The sequence below is a fragment of the Hymenobacter sp. UV11 genome, assembly GCF_004684095.1.
In the GTDB taxonomy this organism is placed as follows: domain Bacteria; phylum Bacteroidota; class Bacteroidia; order Cytophagales; family Hymenobacteraceae; genus Hymenobacter.
Genome location: NZ_SRII01000008.1, coordinates 186,730 through 204,766, shown reverse-complemented (window position 1 = coordinate 204,766; position 18,037 = coordinate 186,730). Strand labels below are relative to the sequence as shown.

The 18,037-nt window shown below is 59.0% G+C and carries 15 protein-coding genes; 10 read left to right on the top strand and 5 right to left on the bottom strand.

What is annotated here, in order from left to right; translation table 11 throughout:
- The first annotated feature begins 72 nt into the window (after positions 1–72).
- A complete protein-coding gene (locus E4631_RS16865) occupies positions 73–1,521 on the top strand; it encodes a DEAD/DEAH box helicase (RefSeq protein WP_133658015.1) in 1,449 nt (482 codons plus the stop codon).
- Between the two features lie 208 nt (positions 1,522–1,729).
- Positions 1,730–2,209 carry a hypothetical protein gene (locus E4631_RS16860; RefSeq protein WP_133658014.1) on the top strand — a complete coding sequence of 160 codons (480 nt, stop codon included), beginning with the start codon at positions 1,730–1,732 and terminating at the stop codon, positions 2,207–2,209.
- Between the two features lie 105 nt (positions 2,210–2,314).
- Here E4631_RS16860 and E4631_RS25970 read toward each other — a convergent pair whose 3' ends face one another.
- The 3 genes from E4631_RS25970 to E4631_RS16850 form a co-directional block, all read right to left on the bottom strand.
- A complete protein-coding gene (locus tag E4631_RS25970; RefSeq protein WP_166648117.1) occupies positions 2,315–2,491 on the bottom strand; it encodes a hypothetical protein in 177 nt (58 codons plus the stop codon).
- Between the two features lie 964 nt (positions 2,492–3,455).
- The gene (locus E4631_RS26820; protein ID WP_133658013.1) at positions 3,456–4,238 is read right to left on the bottom strand and encodes a helix-turn-helix transcriptional regulator; all 783 of its coding nucleotides are present in this window, start codon (positions 4,236–4,238) and stop codon (positions 3,456–3,458) included.
- 315 nt (positions 4,239–4,553) lie between these two features.
- Complete coding sequence (locus E4631_RS16850; protein ID WP_133658012.1) at positions 4,554–6,308, bottom strand: murein L,D-transpeptidase; 1,755 nt, start codon at positions 6,306–6,308, stop codon at positions 4,554–4,556.
- Between the two features lie 325 nt (positions 6,309–6,633).
- Here E4631_RS16850 and E4631_RS16845 point away from each other — a divergent pair, with 325 nt between their 5' ends.
- Positions 6,634–8,448 (top strand): M1 family metallopeptidase, encoded by a 1,815-nt coding sequence (locus E4631_RS16845; RefSeq protein WP_133658011.1) that lies wholly within the window; start codon positions 6,634–6,636, stop codon positions 8,446–8,448.
- 60 nt (positions 8,449–8,508) lie between these two features.
- Positions 8,509–9,393, top strand: a complete 885-nt coding sequence (locus E4631_RS16840) for a cyanophycinase (protein ID WP_133658010.1) — start codon at positions 8,509–8,511, stop codon at positions 9,391–9,393.
- A 115-nt stretch (positions 9,394–9,508) separates the two neighbouring features.
- Here the strand turns inward: E4631_RS16840 and E4631_RS16835 are convergent, their stop codons facing one another.
- Complete coding sequence (locus tag E4631_RS16835; protein WP_133658009.1) at positions 9,509–10,444, bottom strand: isoaspartyl peptidase/L-asparaginase family protein; 936 nt, start codon at positions 10,442–10,444, stop codon at positions 9,509–9,511.
- A gap of 269 nt (positions 10,445–10,713) precedes the next feature.
- On the opposite strand from E4631_RS16835, the gene E4631_RS16830 reads away from it, so the two are divergent.
- Both E4631_RS16830 and E4631_RS16825 read left to right on the top strand, forming a co-directional pair.
- Positions 10,714–11,142 carry a DUF3127 domain-containing protein gene (locus tag E4631_RS16830; RefSeq protein ID WP_133658008.1) on the top strand — a complete coding sequence of 143 codons (429 nt, stop codon included), beginning with the start codon at positions 10,714–10,716 and terminating at the stop codon, positions 11,140–11,142.
- 166 nt (positions 11,143–11,308) lie between these two features.
- Positions 11,309–11,938, top strand: coding sequence for a helix-turn-helix domain-containing protein (locus E4631_RS16825; protein WP_133658007.1), 630 nt, complete (start codon positions 11,309–11,311; stop codon positions 11,936–11,938).
- A 367-nt stretch (positions 11,939–12,305) separates the two neighbouring features.
- On the opposite strand, the gene E4631_RS26575 is transcribed toward E4631_RS16825, so the two are convergent.
- Positions 12,306–13,829: an alpha/beta hydrolase-fold protein gene (locus E4631_RS26575; RefSeq protein ID WP_240735005.1), complete on the bottom strand. Its 1,524-nt coding sequence runs from the start codon at positions 13,827–13,829 to the stop codon at positions 12,306–12,308.
- Between the two features lie 114 nt (positions 13,830–13,943).
- Here E4631_RS26575 and E4631_RS16810 point away from each other — a divergent pair, with 114 nt between their 5' ends.
- The 4 genes from E4631_RS16810 to E4631_RS16795 all read left to right on the top strand — a co-directional run bounded on the left by E4631_RS16810 (position 13,944) and on the right by E4631_RS16795 (position 18,015).
- Complete coding sequence (locus tag E4631_RS16810) at positions 13,944–14,651, top strand: alpha/beta fold hydrolase (RefSeq protein ID WP_133658006.1); 708 nt, start codon at positions 13,944–13,946, stop codon at positions 14,649–14,651.
- Between the two features lie 84 nt (positions 14,652–14,735).
- Complete coding sequence (locus tag E4631_RS16805; RefSeq protein ID WP_240735003.1) at positions 14,736–15,893, top strand: hypothetical protein; 1,158 nt, start codon at positions 14,736–14,738, stop codon at positions 15,891–15,893.
- 119 nt (positions 15,894–16,012) lie between these two features.
- The gene (locus tag E4631_RS16800; protein ID WP_133658005.1) at positions 16,013–17,116 is read left to right on the top strand and encodes a carboxylate-amine ligase; all 1,104 of its coding nucleotides are present in this window, start codon (positions 16,013–16,015) and stop codon (positions 17,114–17,116) included.
- A 74-nt stretch (positions 17,117–17,190) separates the two neighbouring features.
- Complete coding sequence (locus E4631_RS16795) at positions 17,191–18,015, top strand: type 1 glutamine amidotransferase (RefSeq protein ID WP_133658004.1); 825 nt, start codon at positions 17,191–17,193, stop codon at positions 18,013–18,015.
- The last annotated feature ends 22 nt before the right edge of the window (positions 18,016–18,037 follow it).

The window sequence follows — 18,037 nt, the reverse complement described above, 5'->3', positions numbered from 1 at the left end:
TCTTGTATTCGCGTGGGCAGCCGATGGCCTCCGCCCCGGCCACTCCCCACCGGGCGGGTGGCTCCTACCCCCATGACTTTCAACGAACTCAACCTGATTGAGCCCATCCTGCGCGCCCTGAGCGAGGAAGGCTACACCACCCCCACGCCCATTCAGCAGCAAGCCATTCCGCAGGTGCTCGAAGGGCACGACTTGCTCGGCGTGGCCCAGACGGGCACCGGCAAAACGGCCGCCTTCTCGGTGCCGATTCTCCAGATTCTGCACCAGACGGCCCAAACCCAGAAGGCTGCTCAAGGCCCGAAAGGCCGCGTGCGCTGCCTCATTCTGACCCCAACGCGCGAACTGGCCATCCAGATTGGTGAGAGCTTTAAGGCCTATGGCCGCCACCTGCCCCAGTTGCGCTCTACCGTCATTTTCGGAGGGGTAGGCCAAAACCCGCAGGTGCAGGCGTTGCAGCGCGGCGTCGAAATACTGGTCGCTACTCCCGGCCGCCTGCTCGACCTTATGAACCAGGGCTACGTGAACTTGCAGCACGTCGAGGTATTTGTACTCGACGAGGCCGACCGCATGCTCGACATGGGCTTCATCCATGACATCAAGCGCATTCTGCCCAAGCTGCCAGCCGGTCGCCAGAGCTTGTTCTTCTCGGCTACCATGCCGAACGTGATTAAGGAGCTTTCGGCCACCATCCTGCGCCCCAACCCGGTGCAGGTGGCCGTGACGCCCGTATCGAGCACCGCCGACACGGTAACGCAGTCGGTATTCCTAGTTGATAAAAACGACAAGCCGGCCCTGCTTCGCCATGTGCTCAAGGACCCCGCCATCAAGCGCGTGCTCGTGTTTACCCGCACCAAGCACGGCGCCAATAAGGTGACCGAAACGCTGGAGAAGGCCCAGATTACGGCCGAGGCCATCCACGGCAACAAGAGCCAGAACCACCGCCAGCGCGCCCTCAGCAACTTCAAGGCTGGCACCACCCGCGTGCTGGTGGCTACCGACATTGCCGCCCGCGGCATCGACGTAGATGAGCTGACCCACGTTATTAACTACGAAGTACCCAACGAGCCCGAAACCTATGTGCACCGCATCGGCCGCACCGGCCGGGCCGGCGCGTTCGGTACCGCGTTTACATTTGTAGAGGAAGAAGAGCGCGCGTATCTACAAGATATTCAGAAGCTTATTCGCAAGCAACTCGATATCGATAAGGAGCATCCTTTCACCACCAACAGCGTGGCCCCGGTTTCACTGACGGGTAATGAGCGCATTGTGCGTCCTAAGGGCCCGGCTGGCCGCCCACCCCGCGACGGGCGTGGCGGCAGCGGTAGTGGCCAGGGCCGCAGCGGCGCGCCGCGCTCCAGCGGTTCTACCTCGGGTGGGGGCCGCAGCGAGCACCGCGGCGGGGGCCGGCCACAGTCGTCGGGCGGCGGTGAGCGGGCCGCTTCCGGTGGTGGCCAGCGCAGCAGCCGGCCCTTCCAGGCCGGGCGCGGGGGTAGCGAGGGCGGCGGCCGTCGCTCCAGCTAATCGCCGGGCATAGCTCGTTGCCGAATTAAGCATCGGCAAGGCGCGGCACGCGCTCGCTTTTCGTAGCTATCATATTTTCGAATGCCCCGCGCTATACGGCACGGGGCATTCGTTTTTTTTAACCCACAAGGAAACAAAAACCTCACGGACTGGCTTTTCAGGGTAGCTCTCTGGTATTACTTTAACGCCATCTTAGTGGCTCACTAGTATGACATCCCGCGTTTCCCTACCCCTCATTCAAGCCCTGCGCAACACCGCCCGCCGCCTGGCCACCGAAGCGCCCTACCAGTGGGGCCACATGGGCAGCTGCAACTGCGGCCACCTGGCCCAAACGGTCACGCGCCTCACCAAGGCCGAGATTCATACCCAGGCCCTGCAGCGCTATGGTGATTGGGAGCGCCAGCTTGTGGACTATTGCCCCACCAGTGGCCTGCCCTTCGACCAAACGATTGATGAAATGCTGGCCCTGGGCTTCTCGCGCGCGGACCTCACGCACCTCGAAAAGCTTAGCGACCCGGCCGTGCGCCACACCATTCCCTTTGAGCGACGCAACGCTATGCGCCACAACCAGCGCGACGACGTAGTGCTCTACCTGCGCTCCTGGGCCGACCTTCTGGAGCAGCAGCTAGTGGCTACTCTACCCCTGCCTGCCGAGTTGGAGCCCGCATTTGCCCTGGCCGAAATCTAGGTCGATTCCTTCTAACCGAAAGCAACAAAAAGCCCCGGTACGCAATGAGCGTAGCCGGGGCTTTTTGGTCTGTATGGTATGGGATTAAGCGAGCGCGAGCGCTGCCTAATAGTTGACGTTGCTACGCTGGGCCTCGCGGTATCCAGCAGCTCGGTGGTCGCGCTTGTATGCGGCATCCGCTTTGGGGTCTTTCTCCGCGTCGGGGGCCGTGGTGCAGGCAGCGGTCAGAAACAGGGCCGCGCTGGCGGCCAGCAGCAGGGAGTAGGTGCGCAAGCTTTTCATACCGCGAAGGTAAGGCCCGGCAGCCAATAGCTGAAAGCTGACGGTCGCATATTTTATTGTATTGGCCCTGGTTTTGCTATTCCCGCCCGTTCACTACGCATCCAGCCCATCTTATCATATTCCTATCCTCTATCACTAACTCATCGACTCCAATAACAGGCTTATTTACATTTGAAGCCAGCCACTGGCAGATGCCTGAAGTGCTTCTGCCCAACTAGGTCATCCCCCTATTTAAAAGAAACTTTATGCTAGGCCGACCAGTTTCGCGTAGCAGTGCTGATTTTTAGTAAACCTGGCTAATCTACCCCTCCAAATGAGCCCAAAGGACTCGTAGCAGTGCGCAGTACGTTAGTGCGGGTATTTTAGCTTTTTGCAAGACGACACGCTGGCAATATACTTAGTAGTCACCAGCCAGCATCGCGGCACACAGCAGATACTACATAAGTAGTACTTAAGCTAGAATTACAGGTGCGAGAATTAAGGCTATTTATCTTTTATATAAACTTAAATAACCCGAGTTTTAGTGCCTGAAAAACAGTCTTGTAAGAGAGACAAAACTTTTTCTATAAAAGCTTTTTTTGCCACTAGCTGTATCTTTAATTAAACTCACTAAGTCAACATAGCAAGGCGTTGTGCATATAATGCCTGATAACTACCGCGAAGTGCACTTACAATCTAAAAGCATAATTGCACTTTATCAGAAAATCAGTGGCAAAAGCTATTAGCTTGCCGCTTGCCGCTATGAAGGTAACTAGTGCCTGCCTTGTTTTTAGCAGCGCTACTTGGTTTAGCTAGCATTCAGGGGCCTGGCCGGCTGGTTTATCCATGGCCGCTTGGCAGAAGCTGGTGCAGTTGCCCGGCCACCAGCAGCAGCCCTGGGCTAAGCTTAGCCCTACCCGCAAAAGCCAAAATCCCGACGCACCGCCTGGCAGCGGAGGTCGGGATTTTACAAGATGCAAAGGGGTTACTCCTCGGGTTGATAATCGGCAAAAGAGCCATCCCGGTAAAAAATAACAATGCGCCGAATTGCTTTGCCAGGCTCCAGCAAAAAGGGAAGTGCCGCGGTTTCAACCGGGCTACTGGCGGGGGGTAGGCTGGCTACCGGCGCCTTTGTAACCGGGAAAGCAGCCAGAGCTGCTACAGCAGCCTCCACGGAAGGCGCCAATGGCAGGGGCTCACGTTGGGGTAGCACTGCTGGCAAAGGGATGGCTGCTGGCGTAGGGGCAGGGACGGCCGTAGCCGCTGGCACGAAGCGAGCGGCCCGAAAAGGCCTGGCCGGGGGCGCTTCGGTCTGCACAGGGGCCGGCACGGCATTGGGGGCAACCTCTACTATCGGCTTGGCGGGCGCTACGGGCCTGGCAGCAGCCACGGGCGGGGCCTCAACTGGGCTGGCGGGTGGGTCAAGGGGCGGGGCAGCCCCGGGTGAGGGGGTAGGAGCGGCTGGGGCAGGTGGCAAAGCCGGTTCGGGCTCCGTAGCGGGGATGGCAGCGGAGTCGTTTTCGCTGGTTGTGCCGGGGGTAGGAGCCGCTACAGCAGCTTCATCCAGCATATTGCCGATGCCGCTGAGCAGCCAAGGTAGCGAAATCTCGGGGAAGGCCCCAATAATGCGCTGCACTACGTCCAAGCTGGGCTTGTTGCGCTCACTCAGAATGTGGCTCACCACTGGCCGCCCAACTCCAATAAGGTCGGCAAACTGGGTAGGCGAAAGCTCTTTGCTGTCCAGCAGCTGCCGAATGCGCGTTATCATAATAATTCTGTTTACTTCACAAATGTGCGAAACAAAATTGAATAGCTGGCGACGCTTAATGAAAATTAGCTTGTTTACAAAAGTATTTACAACGTGTTCTTGAGGTATTTACAATTGATTAAGAATAGATTTTATGCTCTCTCCTTTCCCCATACATTTTACACACATGTAACGTACCAGTACTGCATACATTTGTTTTCCTGCCCAGACGTCAAGCGATGCTAGCCACAAAAAAACTCCCTGCTACTCATAGTAGCAGGGAGTTTTTTTGTGGCTAGCATCGCATTTTCCAGGGCGTGCTACCCTGGCTGGAGGCTACTCAAAGTACTCCTTAGCGAGCGATTTATCGTGGCCGTAGATGTCATCACGAAAGTGGGCATGGCCATTGGCGTCGGCCCAGGCGGTGAGGTACACCAGGTACACCGGCAGTTTTTCCTTGAGCGTAATGTACTTTTCGCGGTGCTCGGCGATAGTGTCCTGAATGCTGGTCAGGTCCCAATTTGGGTTGTTGCGCAGCAGGTAGTTTGCCAGCTTGATGGGCTCTTCTACCCGCACGCAGCCGTGGCTGAAGCTGCGCTTGGTTTGCGAAAATAGCTCGTCGTGGGGGGTGTCGTGGAGATAGATATCGTTCGAATTGGGGAAGATAAACTTCACGTCGCCGAGGTCATTTTTGGGGCCGGGGCGGCGGCGCACCGTGTACTTAAAGTTGTCCTGCGTGACGCCGGCCCAGTCAATGGTCGTGGGGTCGATGACCGTGGCTTTGCGGCCGTAGCCCTTCACCACTTCCATGTCGAGGCGGTCGAGGTAGCTGGGGTTGGCCACAAGCTTTGCGCGCAGCTCCTTGTCGATAATGCTGTAGGGCACGTTCCAGTAAGGCGCCAGCACCACGTACTCCATCTTGTCGGAAAAGACGGGCGTCGCGGTGAGCGTCTTGCCCACAATGACCTTCATGGTAAGGGCTTCCTTGCCCTGCTCGTACACCCTCAAGCGGTACTCGGGGATGTTGACGATAAGGTAATCGGGCTCAAATTTCTTGGGCAGCCAGCGCCAGCGCTCCATGTTCAGGATAACCTGATTGATGCGTGACTGGATGGGCACGTTGAGCTGGCGCAGGGTTTCGCCGACTACCAGGCCGGTGGGCGACAGGCCCAGGTCGCGCTGAAAATTTTTGACGGCCGCCACCAGCGCGGGGTCATACAGGGTGCTGGCGGGGGTAGTAATGTTGTTGACGGGCTTGGCCGTGGCGGCTACCGTGGCGGGGGTTTGGCCGGTAGCTTCGCCCCCCAGCAGGCGCTGGCGCAGCAGGTCTACCACGGGCAGGTTATCGCCGGGTTTGAGGTGGGCAGTGCCCGGTAGCGTGGGCCAGCCACCCGCCGCCTGCCGGGCGCGCAGCAGGGCCAGCGCCTTCTTGAGGTGGTCGTACTCGGGGTGCAGCGGCGCGAAGTCGTAGTAGGGGTAGGTGCTCTCGCGCTCCCGCAGAATGGTCATCAGCGCCCGGTCGAGCTTGATTTTATTGCGCTTGACTTTCCAGGCGTCGTTCTTGGTATCGCGGGGGTTGGCTACCCCCCGGTAGTAGTCCGAAGCCCAGGCAAAGTAGCTGCCCGACAGCGCCACATCGAGCTTGCGCTCTAGCTGATTACGGCGCGCAGTATCCTGGTCCACGCTTTTGAGCGCGGCTAGCATATCGGTTATCTCCTTGGTATCATAGTGCTTAGGGTCCAGGCCGTCATCCTTCGCTTTAGCTACTACGCTCAGGAAGGTATTGGCTTGCGGCACGAGCTTATGCTGCCGGAACCAGCCCAGCCGAAACTGCCGCTCGCGGTAAAACTTGCGGGCCCAGCGCTCCTGCGTCTTGAAGCGGGCGTTGGCTTGCATGGCCCGAATGACAAAAACGCTGTCGAGGCGTGGCTCGGGGCCGCTGGTATTGTTGGTAACGACCGTATCGTTTTTGGGGTTGGTCTGCTCGGTTTGGCTGCCCTTGCTGCCGCACGAGGCCAGCAGCCCAGGCAGGCCAAGCAGCCCCACAAACAGAGCAAAGGAGAGAAAGTGTAGTCGAATCTTGAAAAGCATTTAGGAGAGGGAAATGGCGGGTGCGGGGTGGGCTGACAATAACTGGCCAGTGCCCGGCACCGCGCAAAGCTGATGTTAGGAAATACTCGTTTTACTGAGCAGCTGCCGGGCGGGTTGTTCCCGGCAAAGAACATCAATGCAAATTCCGCTCCTAAAAGTAATATAAAAGCCCGGACTAAAGCGGGGTAAGTCGCGTACTTTCTAGGCGGACTTATCAGCCAGCGCCAAGGCCGCCTATTCGGGCTTGCTGCTTCCAAGCTGAGAAACCCAGTTGATTCTAAAGGAATTTTGTATTTCAGTATTACTGAATTTTCACGTTGTACTTATGTCCCCTATTTCTGCCCCTACCCCCTCTCTCACCCTCGACCCGCACAGCTTCGCGCAAGGGCCGGCGTTGGCTCACCTCATGCTGGCACTGGCGGTAGACTTCGCGAACCAGACCCTGGCGGGCTCGGCTACCTGGCGGCTGGCCACGCCATCGGCCGAGTTCACCGAGCTGGTGCTCGATACCCGCGACCTGGTTATTGAGCAGGTCTGGGCAAATGCCGCGGGCACCGGCCCTGAGGCACCGCACACGCTGGGCACGCCCGACGCGACGCTGGGCCAGGCGCTGCGCATTGCACTGCCCGCGGGCACGGCGGCCGTGCGCATCGCCTACCGCACGAGCCCGCAGGCGGCGGCGCTGCAGTGGCTGGCCCCGGCCCAAACGGCTGGCCGGTACCCGTTCCTGTTCACGCAGTCGCAGGCTATTCTGGCGCGCACCTGGCTGCCCTGCCCCGACTCACCGGGCCGGCGCTTCAGCTACGAGGCCGGGGTAGAAATTCTGGGCGAAGAGCGGGGGCAGCTACTGGCCCTAATGAGCGCCGAGAACCCGCAGGCCACCGCCGCCGATGGGCACTACCACTTCCGGCAGCTGCAGCCGGTGCCGGCATACCTATTGGCGTTGGCCGTGGGCCGCCTCGACTTTGCTCCGCTCAGCACGCGCACCGGAATTTACGCCGAGCCCGCAACCCTACCCCGCGCCACCCACGAGTTTGGGGAGTTGGACCATATGGTACAGGCCGCCGAACAATTGTATGGAAACTACCGGTGGGGGCGCTATGATTTACTTGTGTTACCAAGCAGTTTTCCATTTGGTGGCATGGAAAATCCTTGTTTAACATTTGTAACACCTAATATCCTGGCCGGCGACCGCAGCCTAACTAGCCTGGTGGCGCACGAGCTGGCTCACTCGTGGAGCGGCAACTTGGTTACAAACGCAACCTGGAATGATTTCTGGCTGAATGAAGGCTTCACGGTCTACTTTGAGCGCCGTATTATGGAGCAGCTCTACGGCCGGCCCTACGCCGACATGCTGCAAGTGCTGGGCGAAGCCGACCTGCACCACACCCTGCAGGAACTGGGGCCGGCCAGCGCGGCCACCCGCCTGCACCTGGCGGGCCGCAACCCCGACGATGGCCTCAACGACATTGCCTACGAGAAGGGCTGCCTATTGCTGCTGACCCTGGAGCACCTGGTGGGCCGCCCCCGCCTCGACGCCTTTATTACGGAGTACTTCGCCCGGTTTGCGTTTCAGAGCATGGATACCGACCGCTTCGCTTCCTACCTCACCCAGGCACTACTCACGCCCGCCGAAGCCGCGCACCTCAACCTGCCGGCCTGGCTCGATGGCCCCGGCCTGCCGCCCGGCGCGCCCACCGCTACCTCGGCCCGCCTGGCCGGCGTAGATGCGGTCCTAGCCCGGCTGGCCACCGGCACCCCGCCCGCCGAGCTGCACTATATAACTAAGGAGTGGAGCAGCCAGGAATGGGAGCATTTTCTGCGCGGCCTACCCCCTACCCTGCCGGCCGAGGCCGTAGCCCGGCTCGACGCCGCGTTTCACTTTACTGCCTCCGGCAATGCTGAGCTGTTGGCGGCCTGGTTTCCACTGGCGCTGCGGGCGGGCTACGCGCCGGCCGATGCGGCGCTCGAAAACTTCTTGCGGCACGTGGGGCGGCGCAAGCTTTTGGTGCCGCTTTACCGGGCACTGCTGGGCACACCCGGCGGCCGGGCACGGGCCCAGCGCATCTACCAGCTGGCGCGGCCCAACTACCACTCGGTGGCCACAGGCACGCTCGATGCGCTGCTGGCCGGGGGGTAGGGCGGGCTGCCCTTTCATCCTGCCGTACTTTTGCCTTCTTACAACATCTATCGGTTACCGTTGAAAAATCTTATTCCACGCGGCAAGCTCATTGCCATTGGGGGCAACGAGGACAAAGGCACCTACCCCACCGTCCGCAGCAAGCGCCAGTACTACCTGAATTTTTTCGAGCTGGGCATTCTCAAGCGCGTTGTTTCGGAGTCGGGCAAAACCGACCCGCGCATTGAGGTCGTTACCACGGCCTCCATGATTCCGCAGGAAGTGGGCCCGATTTACATCGGCTCGTTTGCCATGCTCAATTGCCACAACGTGGGCATCCTGGATATTCGCACGCCCGAGGATGCCCGGCAGCCCGAATACCTGGCACGCCTGCTGGCCGCCGACGTGGTTATGTTTTCGGGCGGCAACCAATCGCGCCTGCGCGATATGTTTGGCGAAACCGATTTTCTCGATACGCTCACCCGCCGTTACTATAACGAAGAGCACTTCGTGATTGCCGGCACCAGCGCCGGCGCCATGGCCATGTCGCAGCACATGATTCGGGGCGGCTCGGTGCCCGATGCCTTGTTAAAGGGTGCCGTGAAGATGGGCACCGGCCTCAACCTGTCGCCAGCGGCTATCATCGACTCGCACTTTGTGAAGCGCGGGCGCTTTGGGCGGCTTATCGAGGCGGTAGCGCTCTACCCCAAGCTCATTGGCATCGGCCTGGGCGAAGACACGGGCATCCTCATCACCGACGGCCACCTGGTCGAAACCATCGGCTCAAACCTGGTTATTATTCTCGATGGCTTCGACATTGTGCATAACAATGCGGCCGCCGCCAAAAAAGGCACTACCCTGTCTATCGAGAATATCAAGATGCACGTGCTGGCCAAAGGCAATGTGTACTGCATGACCGAGCGCAAGTTTTACGTGAGCAAGGAAGCGGCCGTGCCGGCCAGCTAGCTGCGCCTCTACGACAATAAAGCGGGAAGTGGGCGCCGAAGTCAGCAATGGTTTCGGCGCCCACTTCCCGCTTTCAATAGTTGCCCCTACCCCCTTTGCTGCGCCCAGCTCTTCCTTAATAAATAGCCACCAGCTCTTCGCCGGCCGCGTTGCGGCTGGCGCGGTACATGCCCTCCGAATTGAAGGGTAGGGCCAGGTTGCCAGCCGCATCTACCGCGATGAGGCCGCCCTCGCCGCCCACCGGGGCCAGTTTGTCGTGCACCACCACGCGGCAGGCCTCGGCCAGGCTCAGGCCTTTGTACGCCATGAGGCAGGCCACGTCGTAGCCCACCACGGCCCGGATAAAATACTCGCCGTGCCCGGTGCAGCTGATGGCGCAGTGGTCATCGGCCCAGGTGCCGGCCCCGATGAGCGGCGTATCGCCGATGCGGGCGTAGCGCTTGTTGGTCATGCCGCCGGTGCTGGTAGCGGCGGCCAGGTGGCCGCGCTGGTCGCGGGCCACGGCGCCCACGGTGCCTTTCTTCCATTTGGGGTCGGCGGGGGGGGTAGGGCTGGCGGCGTGGTCGAGCTGCATGCGGCCGGCCGCGATGGCCTCCTGGAGCTGGTCGTAGCGCTGCTGGGTGAAGAAATACGCGGGCGGCTGCATAGGCAGGCCGTGCTCGCGGGCCAGCTCGTCGGCGCCAGGGTAGGCCAACAATACGTGCTCGGTTTGCTCCATTACGAGGCGGGCGGCCCGAATGGGGTTTTGCACGGCGCGCACGCCGGCCACGGCCCCGGCCCGGCGGGTAGCACCGTCCATGAGGGCGGCGTCCATCTCGTGGTGGCCTTCGTGGGTAAACACGGCCCCACGCCCAGCGTTGAAGAGCGGGCAGTCTTCGAGGCTGCGCACGGTGGCCTCTACCGCGTCGAGGGCCGGCGCGCCCTGGGCCAGTAGGGCTGTGCCCAAGGCCAGGGCAGCGTGCAGCGCAGCCCGATAATCGGCTGCAAGAGCGGGGGTAAGGGTAGCGCGGGCAATGGTGCCGGCACCGCCGTGCAAAGCAAGAGCGAACATATTGTAATTAACTAATCAAGCAAGTTTCTGCCGCAAGAACGGCACTTTCTGCCCTTAGTAGTGGTTTAAAATTGGAGGCCAACTACCAATTTACTAAGGCTCATAAACTTGCCGCGTGGATATTAGCTACTTTTTTTAGCTTAATCTTACCTAACTCGCTATAAATATTGCCGCCCTACCCCCCTGCGCGGCGCCCAAAGCCGGCTTTCTTCAGTTTTTTTTCGTAGGTTTGGCCTCTAGTTTTCTTCATTTCAAATTTCCCCTTTCCGATGGCATACGACGTAACCGGCCGCCTGCACGAAATCTTTGACGAACAGCAGGTAAGCGAAAAATTCCGCAAGCGCGAGTTCGTCCTCGAAGTACAGGATGGCCAATATCCTGAGCAAATCAAGTTTCAGCTGGTGCAGGACAAAACTGCCCTCATCGACCCCTACAAAATGGGCGACGAGGTGAAGGTGACCTTCAACCTGCGCGGCCGTGGCTTCAACAAGAACGGCCAGATGCTGTACTTCACCAACCTCGAAGCCTGGCGCATTGAGCCGGCCACGGGTGGCGCACCCGCCGGTGGCGGTGGCGCATCTTACAGCCAGCAGCAGCCCGCTGCCCGCCCGGCTGCCCAAAACCAGAATCCTACCCTGCGTGCGCAGCCTACGGCTCAGCCCATCGCCGGCGACGACGACAACGACCTGCCTTTTTAAGGTAAGCTTTTAGCTACCGGCTGTTAGCTAGTAGCTTTTTGATGTGCCGCTTTCCTATTGGGAAGCGGCACATTTGCGTTTCGGGCTGCGTTAATGAGCTAGCGGCGGTAATGTGTATCCTTGAAAAAAGCTAACGGCTACTAGCTGATAGCTAACAGCTTAAAAAATGGACTTACGCGCACTTATCAGCCAGGGCGAGGGCGAACGGCTCGAATTCAAGAAAAGGACCACCCACCCTACCCGCATTTCGCGCACGTTGTCGTCGCTGGCCAACACGCACGGTGGCCAGGTGCTGGTGGGCGTCGACGACGACGGCCGCGTGGTGGGCGTGCGCGATGCGGAGGAGGAAATGTTTGTGCTGCGCGAGGCCGCCGCGCACTACATCGACCCGCCCCTTACCCTGCACTTTCGCGAAGTAGAAACGGACGACGACCATATTGTATTGGTTGTCAGTGTTGCCGAGAGCCAGAACAAACCGCACCGGGCCCAGATAGCCCCCGGTGAGTGGCGCGGCTACGTGCGTGTGCGCGACGAAAGCGTGCAAGCCAGCAGCCTCACCGAAAAAATTCTGGAGCGCCAGCAGCCCGAAGCTGGCCTCGAAAAACTACCCCTCAACAAAGACGAGCTGCACGTGCTCGACTACCTCAACACCAAGCAGCCACGCATCACGGTGGCGCAGTATACCAAGCTCATCAACGTGGGCCACCGCCGCGCCTACCGCACCCTCATTAAGCTGGTGCTGCACGGCTACCTCCGCTACCACGACAAGGAAAAGGAGCCGTATTATACTCTCTAGACCACTGATTAGCGCGGATTTCACGGATTTTGTGGACGATTCATTAAGGGGTTATAAAAAAAGAAGAGCTGCCCTTGCAGGCAGCTCTTCTTGCGTGAGCAGGTTCTGGAGTCGTCCACAAAATCCGTGGAATCCGCTAAAATCCGCGCTAATCAGTGGTCTAGTCTTGCTTGCGGGCGCGGGCGGCTTTCTTCTCGTCTTTGTCGGCCTTCTTTTCTTTTGTTGATTTAACAGGCTCTTTTTTCTTCTCTTTACGAGCATCTTGGGCTTTGGCCATGAGTGAAAGTGGTTAGGAATGGAGGGAATAAATGAGAATATGCGTCGGATTAACGCGATTTTCTGAGTTGATGTTGTGCAATTTTCAGGCCTACGCGGGGGGTAGGGCCGGCCAGTAACGCTCGCGCAAAATGCGCAGGTGGTGCTGCTCGTGGCCCGCTACAAGGTAGAGCAGCGACCGCACCGCTACGGCGCCGCCGTTGGCGCGCCCTGCCCGGTCGAGCTGCCCACCGTTGAGGCCCCCAAAAAAGGCCAGAGTAGCCGCCCGCACGGCATGATATTCCGTTAATAAGTCGCTTATTGAGCGGTCATTAGCTTCACTATTAGCAGCAAACTCGTTCTCGTCGAAGCCGGGTAGCTCCTGGGCATCGGCGCGGGCAAAGCGTAGGGCGCGGTAAGTAAAAATACGCTCGGTATCGGTGAGGTGCACCAGCACTTCCTTGGGCGTCCACTTGCCGGGGGCGTAGCGCATCAGGGCCTGGACTTCGCTGAGGCCAACCAGCTCGCGGTGCATCTCGGCAGCCTGCTGGCGTAGCTGCGCCAAGGGCTCGGAACCGTCCGGCACCAGGTCGATATACGCTTGTGTATAAGGCAAATAAGTACCGGGAGCGGGGCGAGCCAACGTAATGGGTGGGGTAGCAGACATAGCGGCAAAGGTAGCCGACCGCCGCAAATACTTAAACTTGAATTTGGCGGCTCCGTGGGGGCGGCGCAGCAGCGGGCGGCTGCCTATGCGCCAGCGCAAGGGCAGCTTTTCGGTGGCAGCCACGGCGGGCGCTGCCAGCTCCTGAGTACCAAAGGCCCAGCGCAAAAAATCGGGGAAGATGGCCGCCCAGGTATCGGGGTGGTGGTGGCCGCCGGGCACCTCCACGTAGCGCGCGGCGGCGGGGGGTAGGCCCTGCGCGGCGAGCGTAGTCAGCAGGTCGAGCGTATCGTCGATGGCATCAATAATACCATTGTTGTTGCGGTCGGTAGTTTCATCGTCGGTGCCGGCTTGCAGCCAGAATTGCTGCCCCAGCTGGGCCGGGCGGGCCAGTACCAGGCTGTGCATCAGGCGGTCGGCGTCGGTGTAGCCATCGTGCAGCCCCCTACCCCGCCACCAGAACGCACCGCTGAACGCACCCACCTGCAAAAAGGCTTCGGGGTGGTGCCAGGCCAGGTCAAAGGCCATGAGCCCCCCCAGCGACATGCCGGCCAGCGCGGCCTCCTCGGGCTCGGCGCTGGCGTGGTAGTGCGCCTGTACGTAGGGCAATAACTCGTTGAGCATGAAATCAGTGTAGCGGCCGGCGCGGCTGCCGCGGCCCAGGTAGTCGGGGCGGGCGGCCACGCCGTATTCCTGCAGGCGGTCGGCGGCGTGGATGGCCACCAGCACAAACGGCCGCACGTCGCCCCGCCGGTACAGCCGGTTGAGCGTAGCCGGCAGGTGCAGGCGCGCCAGGTCCTGGCCATCTTGCAGGTACAGCACGGGGTAGGGCTCGGCCGCCCGGGCCGAAAAGCCCGGCGGCAGCACCACGTCGAGGCGCACTACCCGGCCGAGCGCCACCGAAAATAAATACTCATCGCGCCGCACAACCACGGTGGACCCGCGCGGCGACTGAAACCGGAAAACTGCCATTTCCTCGCAAATAAACACGTGCCGCTTCATTTTAAAGACATTAGGCCGTTCAGTTTTCTTGCTTAGTTTGCGGCCGGTTCCGGCGCGCACGCCTTCCTTGCCGGGCCCTATCTCTTGCACGAAGAATACCGTCGCTTCTATTCCCACAACCTGGGCACCGACCTCGAAATGCTGGTGCTCGGTGATTATGGCTACCCCGTCATTGTTTTTCCAACTTCCAACGGCCGCTACTACGAGGCCAAAGACTTTCACCTGGTAGACTCGGTGCGCTGGTTTATTGACAACCGCCTCCTCAAGCTCATCTGCATTGATAGCGGCGACAAGTGGAGCTGGTATGCCAAGCACCTGCACCCCGGCACCCGCGTGCACAACCACGGCCTCTACGACCGCATGGTGAGCGAGGAGCTGGTGCCGCGCCTGCAGCACGAGTGCCAGGTCGAAAAGGTGGGGGTAGCCGGCTGCTCACTCGGTGGTTACCAGGCCCTTAACTTCGCCTTCCGGCACCCCGAGCAGGTGGCGCACATGTTTTCGATGGGCGCGGCCTTCGACATTCGCATGTTTCTGGATGGGCACTACGACGAGCAGGCCTACTACCAGAACCCGCCCGACTACATGCCTAATGCCCAGAACGATAACTTCTACAAGATGAATATCATCTTGGGCACGGCCGAGCACGACTTCTGCAAAGACGCCAACTACCGCATGTCCGATATATTGGCGCGTAAGGGTATTGCGCACCGGCTCGACGTGCGGCCCAACGGCACCCACGACTGGCCCGTGTGGCGCGATATGTTCCCGGAGTACGTCTCGACCATCTTTTAGGCAGCTACTCCCGTAAAAGCTTCAGCGCCTGCGCTCCTCCTACCCCCTCTCCAATCCCTTAGAATACACGTTTTTCCCAACACCATGAAAAAAATCGGCATCTTGTTCGGCCAGGAAAATTCTTTCCCCCAGGCCTTTGTAGACCGCGTCAACCAAAAGGCCGTAGATGGCATTACGGCTGAGTTTGTTAATATTCAAGAAGTTGAGCAGGCCGTCGCTACCGACTACGCCGTCATCATCGACCGCATCTCGCAGGACGTGCCCTTCTACCGCGCCTACCTCAAGAACGCCGCCCTCACCGGCACGGCCGTGATTAACAACCCCTTCTGGTGGAGTGCCGACGAGAAATTCTTCAACAATGCCCTAGCCGTGCAACTGGGCGTACCGGTGCCCAAAACGCTGCTGCTACCCAGCAAAGCCCGCCCCGACGACACCAACGAAAACTCGTTTCGCAACCTGTCGATGTTCAATTGGCAGCAGGCGTTTGAGAAAATCGGCTTCCCCGCCTTTATGAAGCCCCACTCGGGCGGCGGCTGGAAAAGCGTGTACAAGGTGGACAACCCTGATGAAGCCTGGCGCGCCTACGACGAAACCAGCCAGTTGGTAATGCTCTATCAGGAAGCCATCGACTTCACCGATTACTTCCGCTGCTACTGCCTGGGCGGCAAAGACGTGCTCATCATGCCCTACGAGCCGCGCAACGCCTTCCACGAGCGCTACAAAACGGAGATGAAAACGCAGGGCGAAGCTGGCGAAAAGCTGCTCGCTACCATTAAGGACTACGTGCTGCGCCTGTGCCAGGGCCTAGGCTACGACTTCAACACGGTAGAATTTGCGGTGCGCGATGGTATTCCAATCGCCATCGACTTCGGCAACCCCGCACCCGATGCGGATATTAATTCGGTAGGCCCCGAGAATTTTGAGTGGGTAGTGGAGCACGCCGCCAACCTGGCCATTGCCCGCGCCCAGGCCCAGAAGCCCGGCCACGACAACCTCACCTGGGGCTCGTACGTGCAGAAATCGGCTCGCCACTCGGCCCTCTCGACCAATGTTCCCAGCTCGGTGGAGATGGGCGATGCGGTGCACGAAACCAACGATTTAGGCGCCAATCCGCCTAAGCCTACCAAGAAAGCCCCCGCTAAAAAAGCCGCTGGCCCCAAGCCTGAGCCCATCACCGGGGCCACCCCTACCCCCAAGGCGCCGGCCAAACCCAAGAAATCGGCTCCTAAACCCAAAGAATAAACTGCCCCGTCGCACCAAGCCGGCAGCGGGTTATCCGTACTGGCTTGGTGCCGTTGGCACTCTGGCTCACTGGTTGGGAGCTACCCTTTTCTTCGAATATTACGCGTCATATCCGCCCCATGTCCCAGCCAGTTTTTACCCTCGGCATCGAGGAAGAATTTCAAACTATCGACCCCGTCACGCGAGAGCTGCGCTCGCACATGTCGAAAATTGTGGAGGATGGCAAAATAACCCTGCATGAGCAGGTAAAAGCCGAAATGCACGAGGCAGTGGTGGAGGTTGGCACCAACATCTGTAAGAATATTCAGGAGGCGCGCCAGGAAGTGGTGCACCTGCGCCGCCAGGTAATCGAGTTGGCCGACCGGGTAGGCCTGAAAATAGCCGCCGCCGGCACGCACCCGTTTTCGCGCTGGCAAGACCAGCCCATCACGCCCGATGCCCGCTACGATAAAATCGTGGAGGAATTGCAGGAGGCCGCCCGTTCGAACCTGGTTTTCGGCATGCACGTGCACGTCGGCATCGAAAACCGCGATTTGGGCGTGTATATGATGAACGCGCTGCGGTATTTCCTACCCCACCTGTTTGCGCTAAGTACCAACTCCCCTTTCTGGGAGGGCCGCGAAACTGGCTACAAATCATTCAGAACCAAGGTTTTTGAACGATTTCCTCGCACGGGTATTCCTGATTATTTCACCGGCGCCTCGGAATACGACGAGTTTATCGCGCTGCTGATTAAAACTGGCTGCATCGATAACGGCAAGAAAATATGGTGGGACCTGCGGCTACACCCATTTTTCGACACCATCGAATACCGCATCTGCGATATGATGATGCGCCCCGACGAAACCATTGCGGTAGCGGCGGTTATGCAGGCGTTAGTAGCTAAAATTTATAAGCTCAAGTGCCAGAACCTGAATTTCCGGCTCTATCGCAGCTCGCTCATTAAGGAAAACAAATGGCGAGCCGCCCGCTATGGAATTAGTGGCCAGTTAATTGACTTTGGAACCGAAGAAGAAAAGCCTACCCGGCAGCTAATCCTCGAATTACTGGATTTTGTGGACGACGTGGTGGATGACCTGGGCAGTCGCCACGAAGTCGAATACGTGCTGAAAATGCTTGAAATGGGTACCGGAGCCGACCGCCAGCTCGCCGTATTTCACCAAACCGGTGATTTAACCAAGGTCGTTGACTACATCCTCAAGGAAACTACGCACGGGCTCTAAGGAATTATCCAACTAATTTATTTGTATTTTTACAATCGCTTCACGGGTAACTATTACCCTATCAGTATTTTGCTATGAGTAAAGTAAGAATTGCTATTCTGGACATGTATAATAATTTCCCTAATGAGGGAATGCGATGCATCCGACAGCTTTTGCGCCGGGCCGGCCAGGATAATCAGGTCGATTTTTTAATTGACACCTTCGATGTGCGGGCTAAAAACGAAGTCCCGGACCTCACCTACGATATCTATATTTCCAGTGGCGGCCCAGGCAGCCCCCTACCCACCGGCGAGCCCTGGGAGCCTTTTTATTTTGATTTTCTTGACGCTGTTTTTGATTTTAATGCGCATAACGAGCGCAAGAAATACCTACTGCTAATTTGCCATTCCTTTCAGTTAATTAGTCGCCACTTAGGCCTGGGAGAAGTGGGCAAGCGGAAGTCCACTTCTTTCGGTGTGCTGCCAGTACACCTAACGGCTGCGGGCCAGGCAGACCCAGTATTTGCCCAACTACCGGAGCCCTTTTTCGCCGTCGATTCGCGCGATTATCAGCTAGTTGACTTGCACTCCGAGCGCCTGCAAGAGCTAAACATAGCCGTGCTGTGCCTGGAAAAAGAACGGCCCCACGTGCCACTGTCCAGGGCTATTATGGCACTCCGGTTTTCTCCCGAAATACTCGGCACACAATTCCACCCCGAAGCCGACGGCGAAGGCATGTTGCGCTACATGCTCACCGAAGAGCGTAAGCAACAGGTAATCACCACTTACGGCGAGGATAAATACCACGAAATGGTGCGCCTGCTGGCCGACCCTACCACCATTGAGTTGACGGAATCGATTATTGTCCCGACCTTTCTGCGGCAGGCAGTAGCGGCGTTACGTGAGCCGGCCCTCGCTTAATTCTACCACACCGTTTTTTACA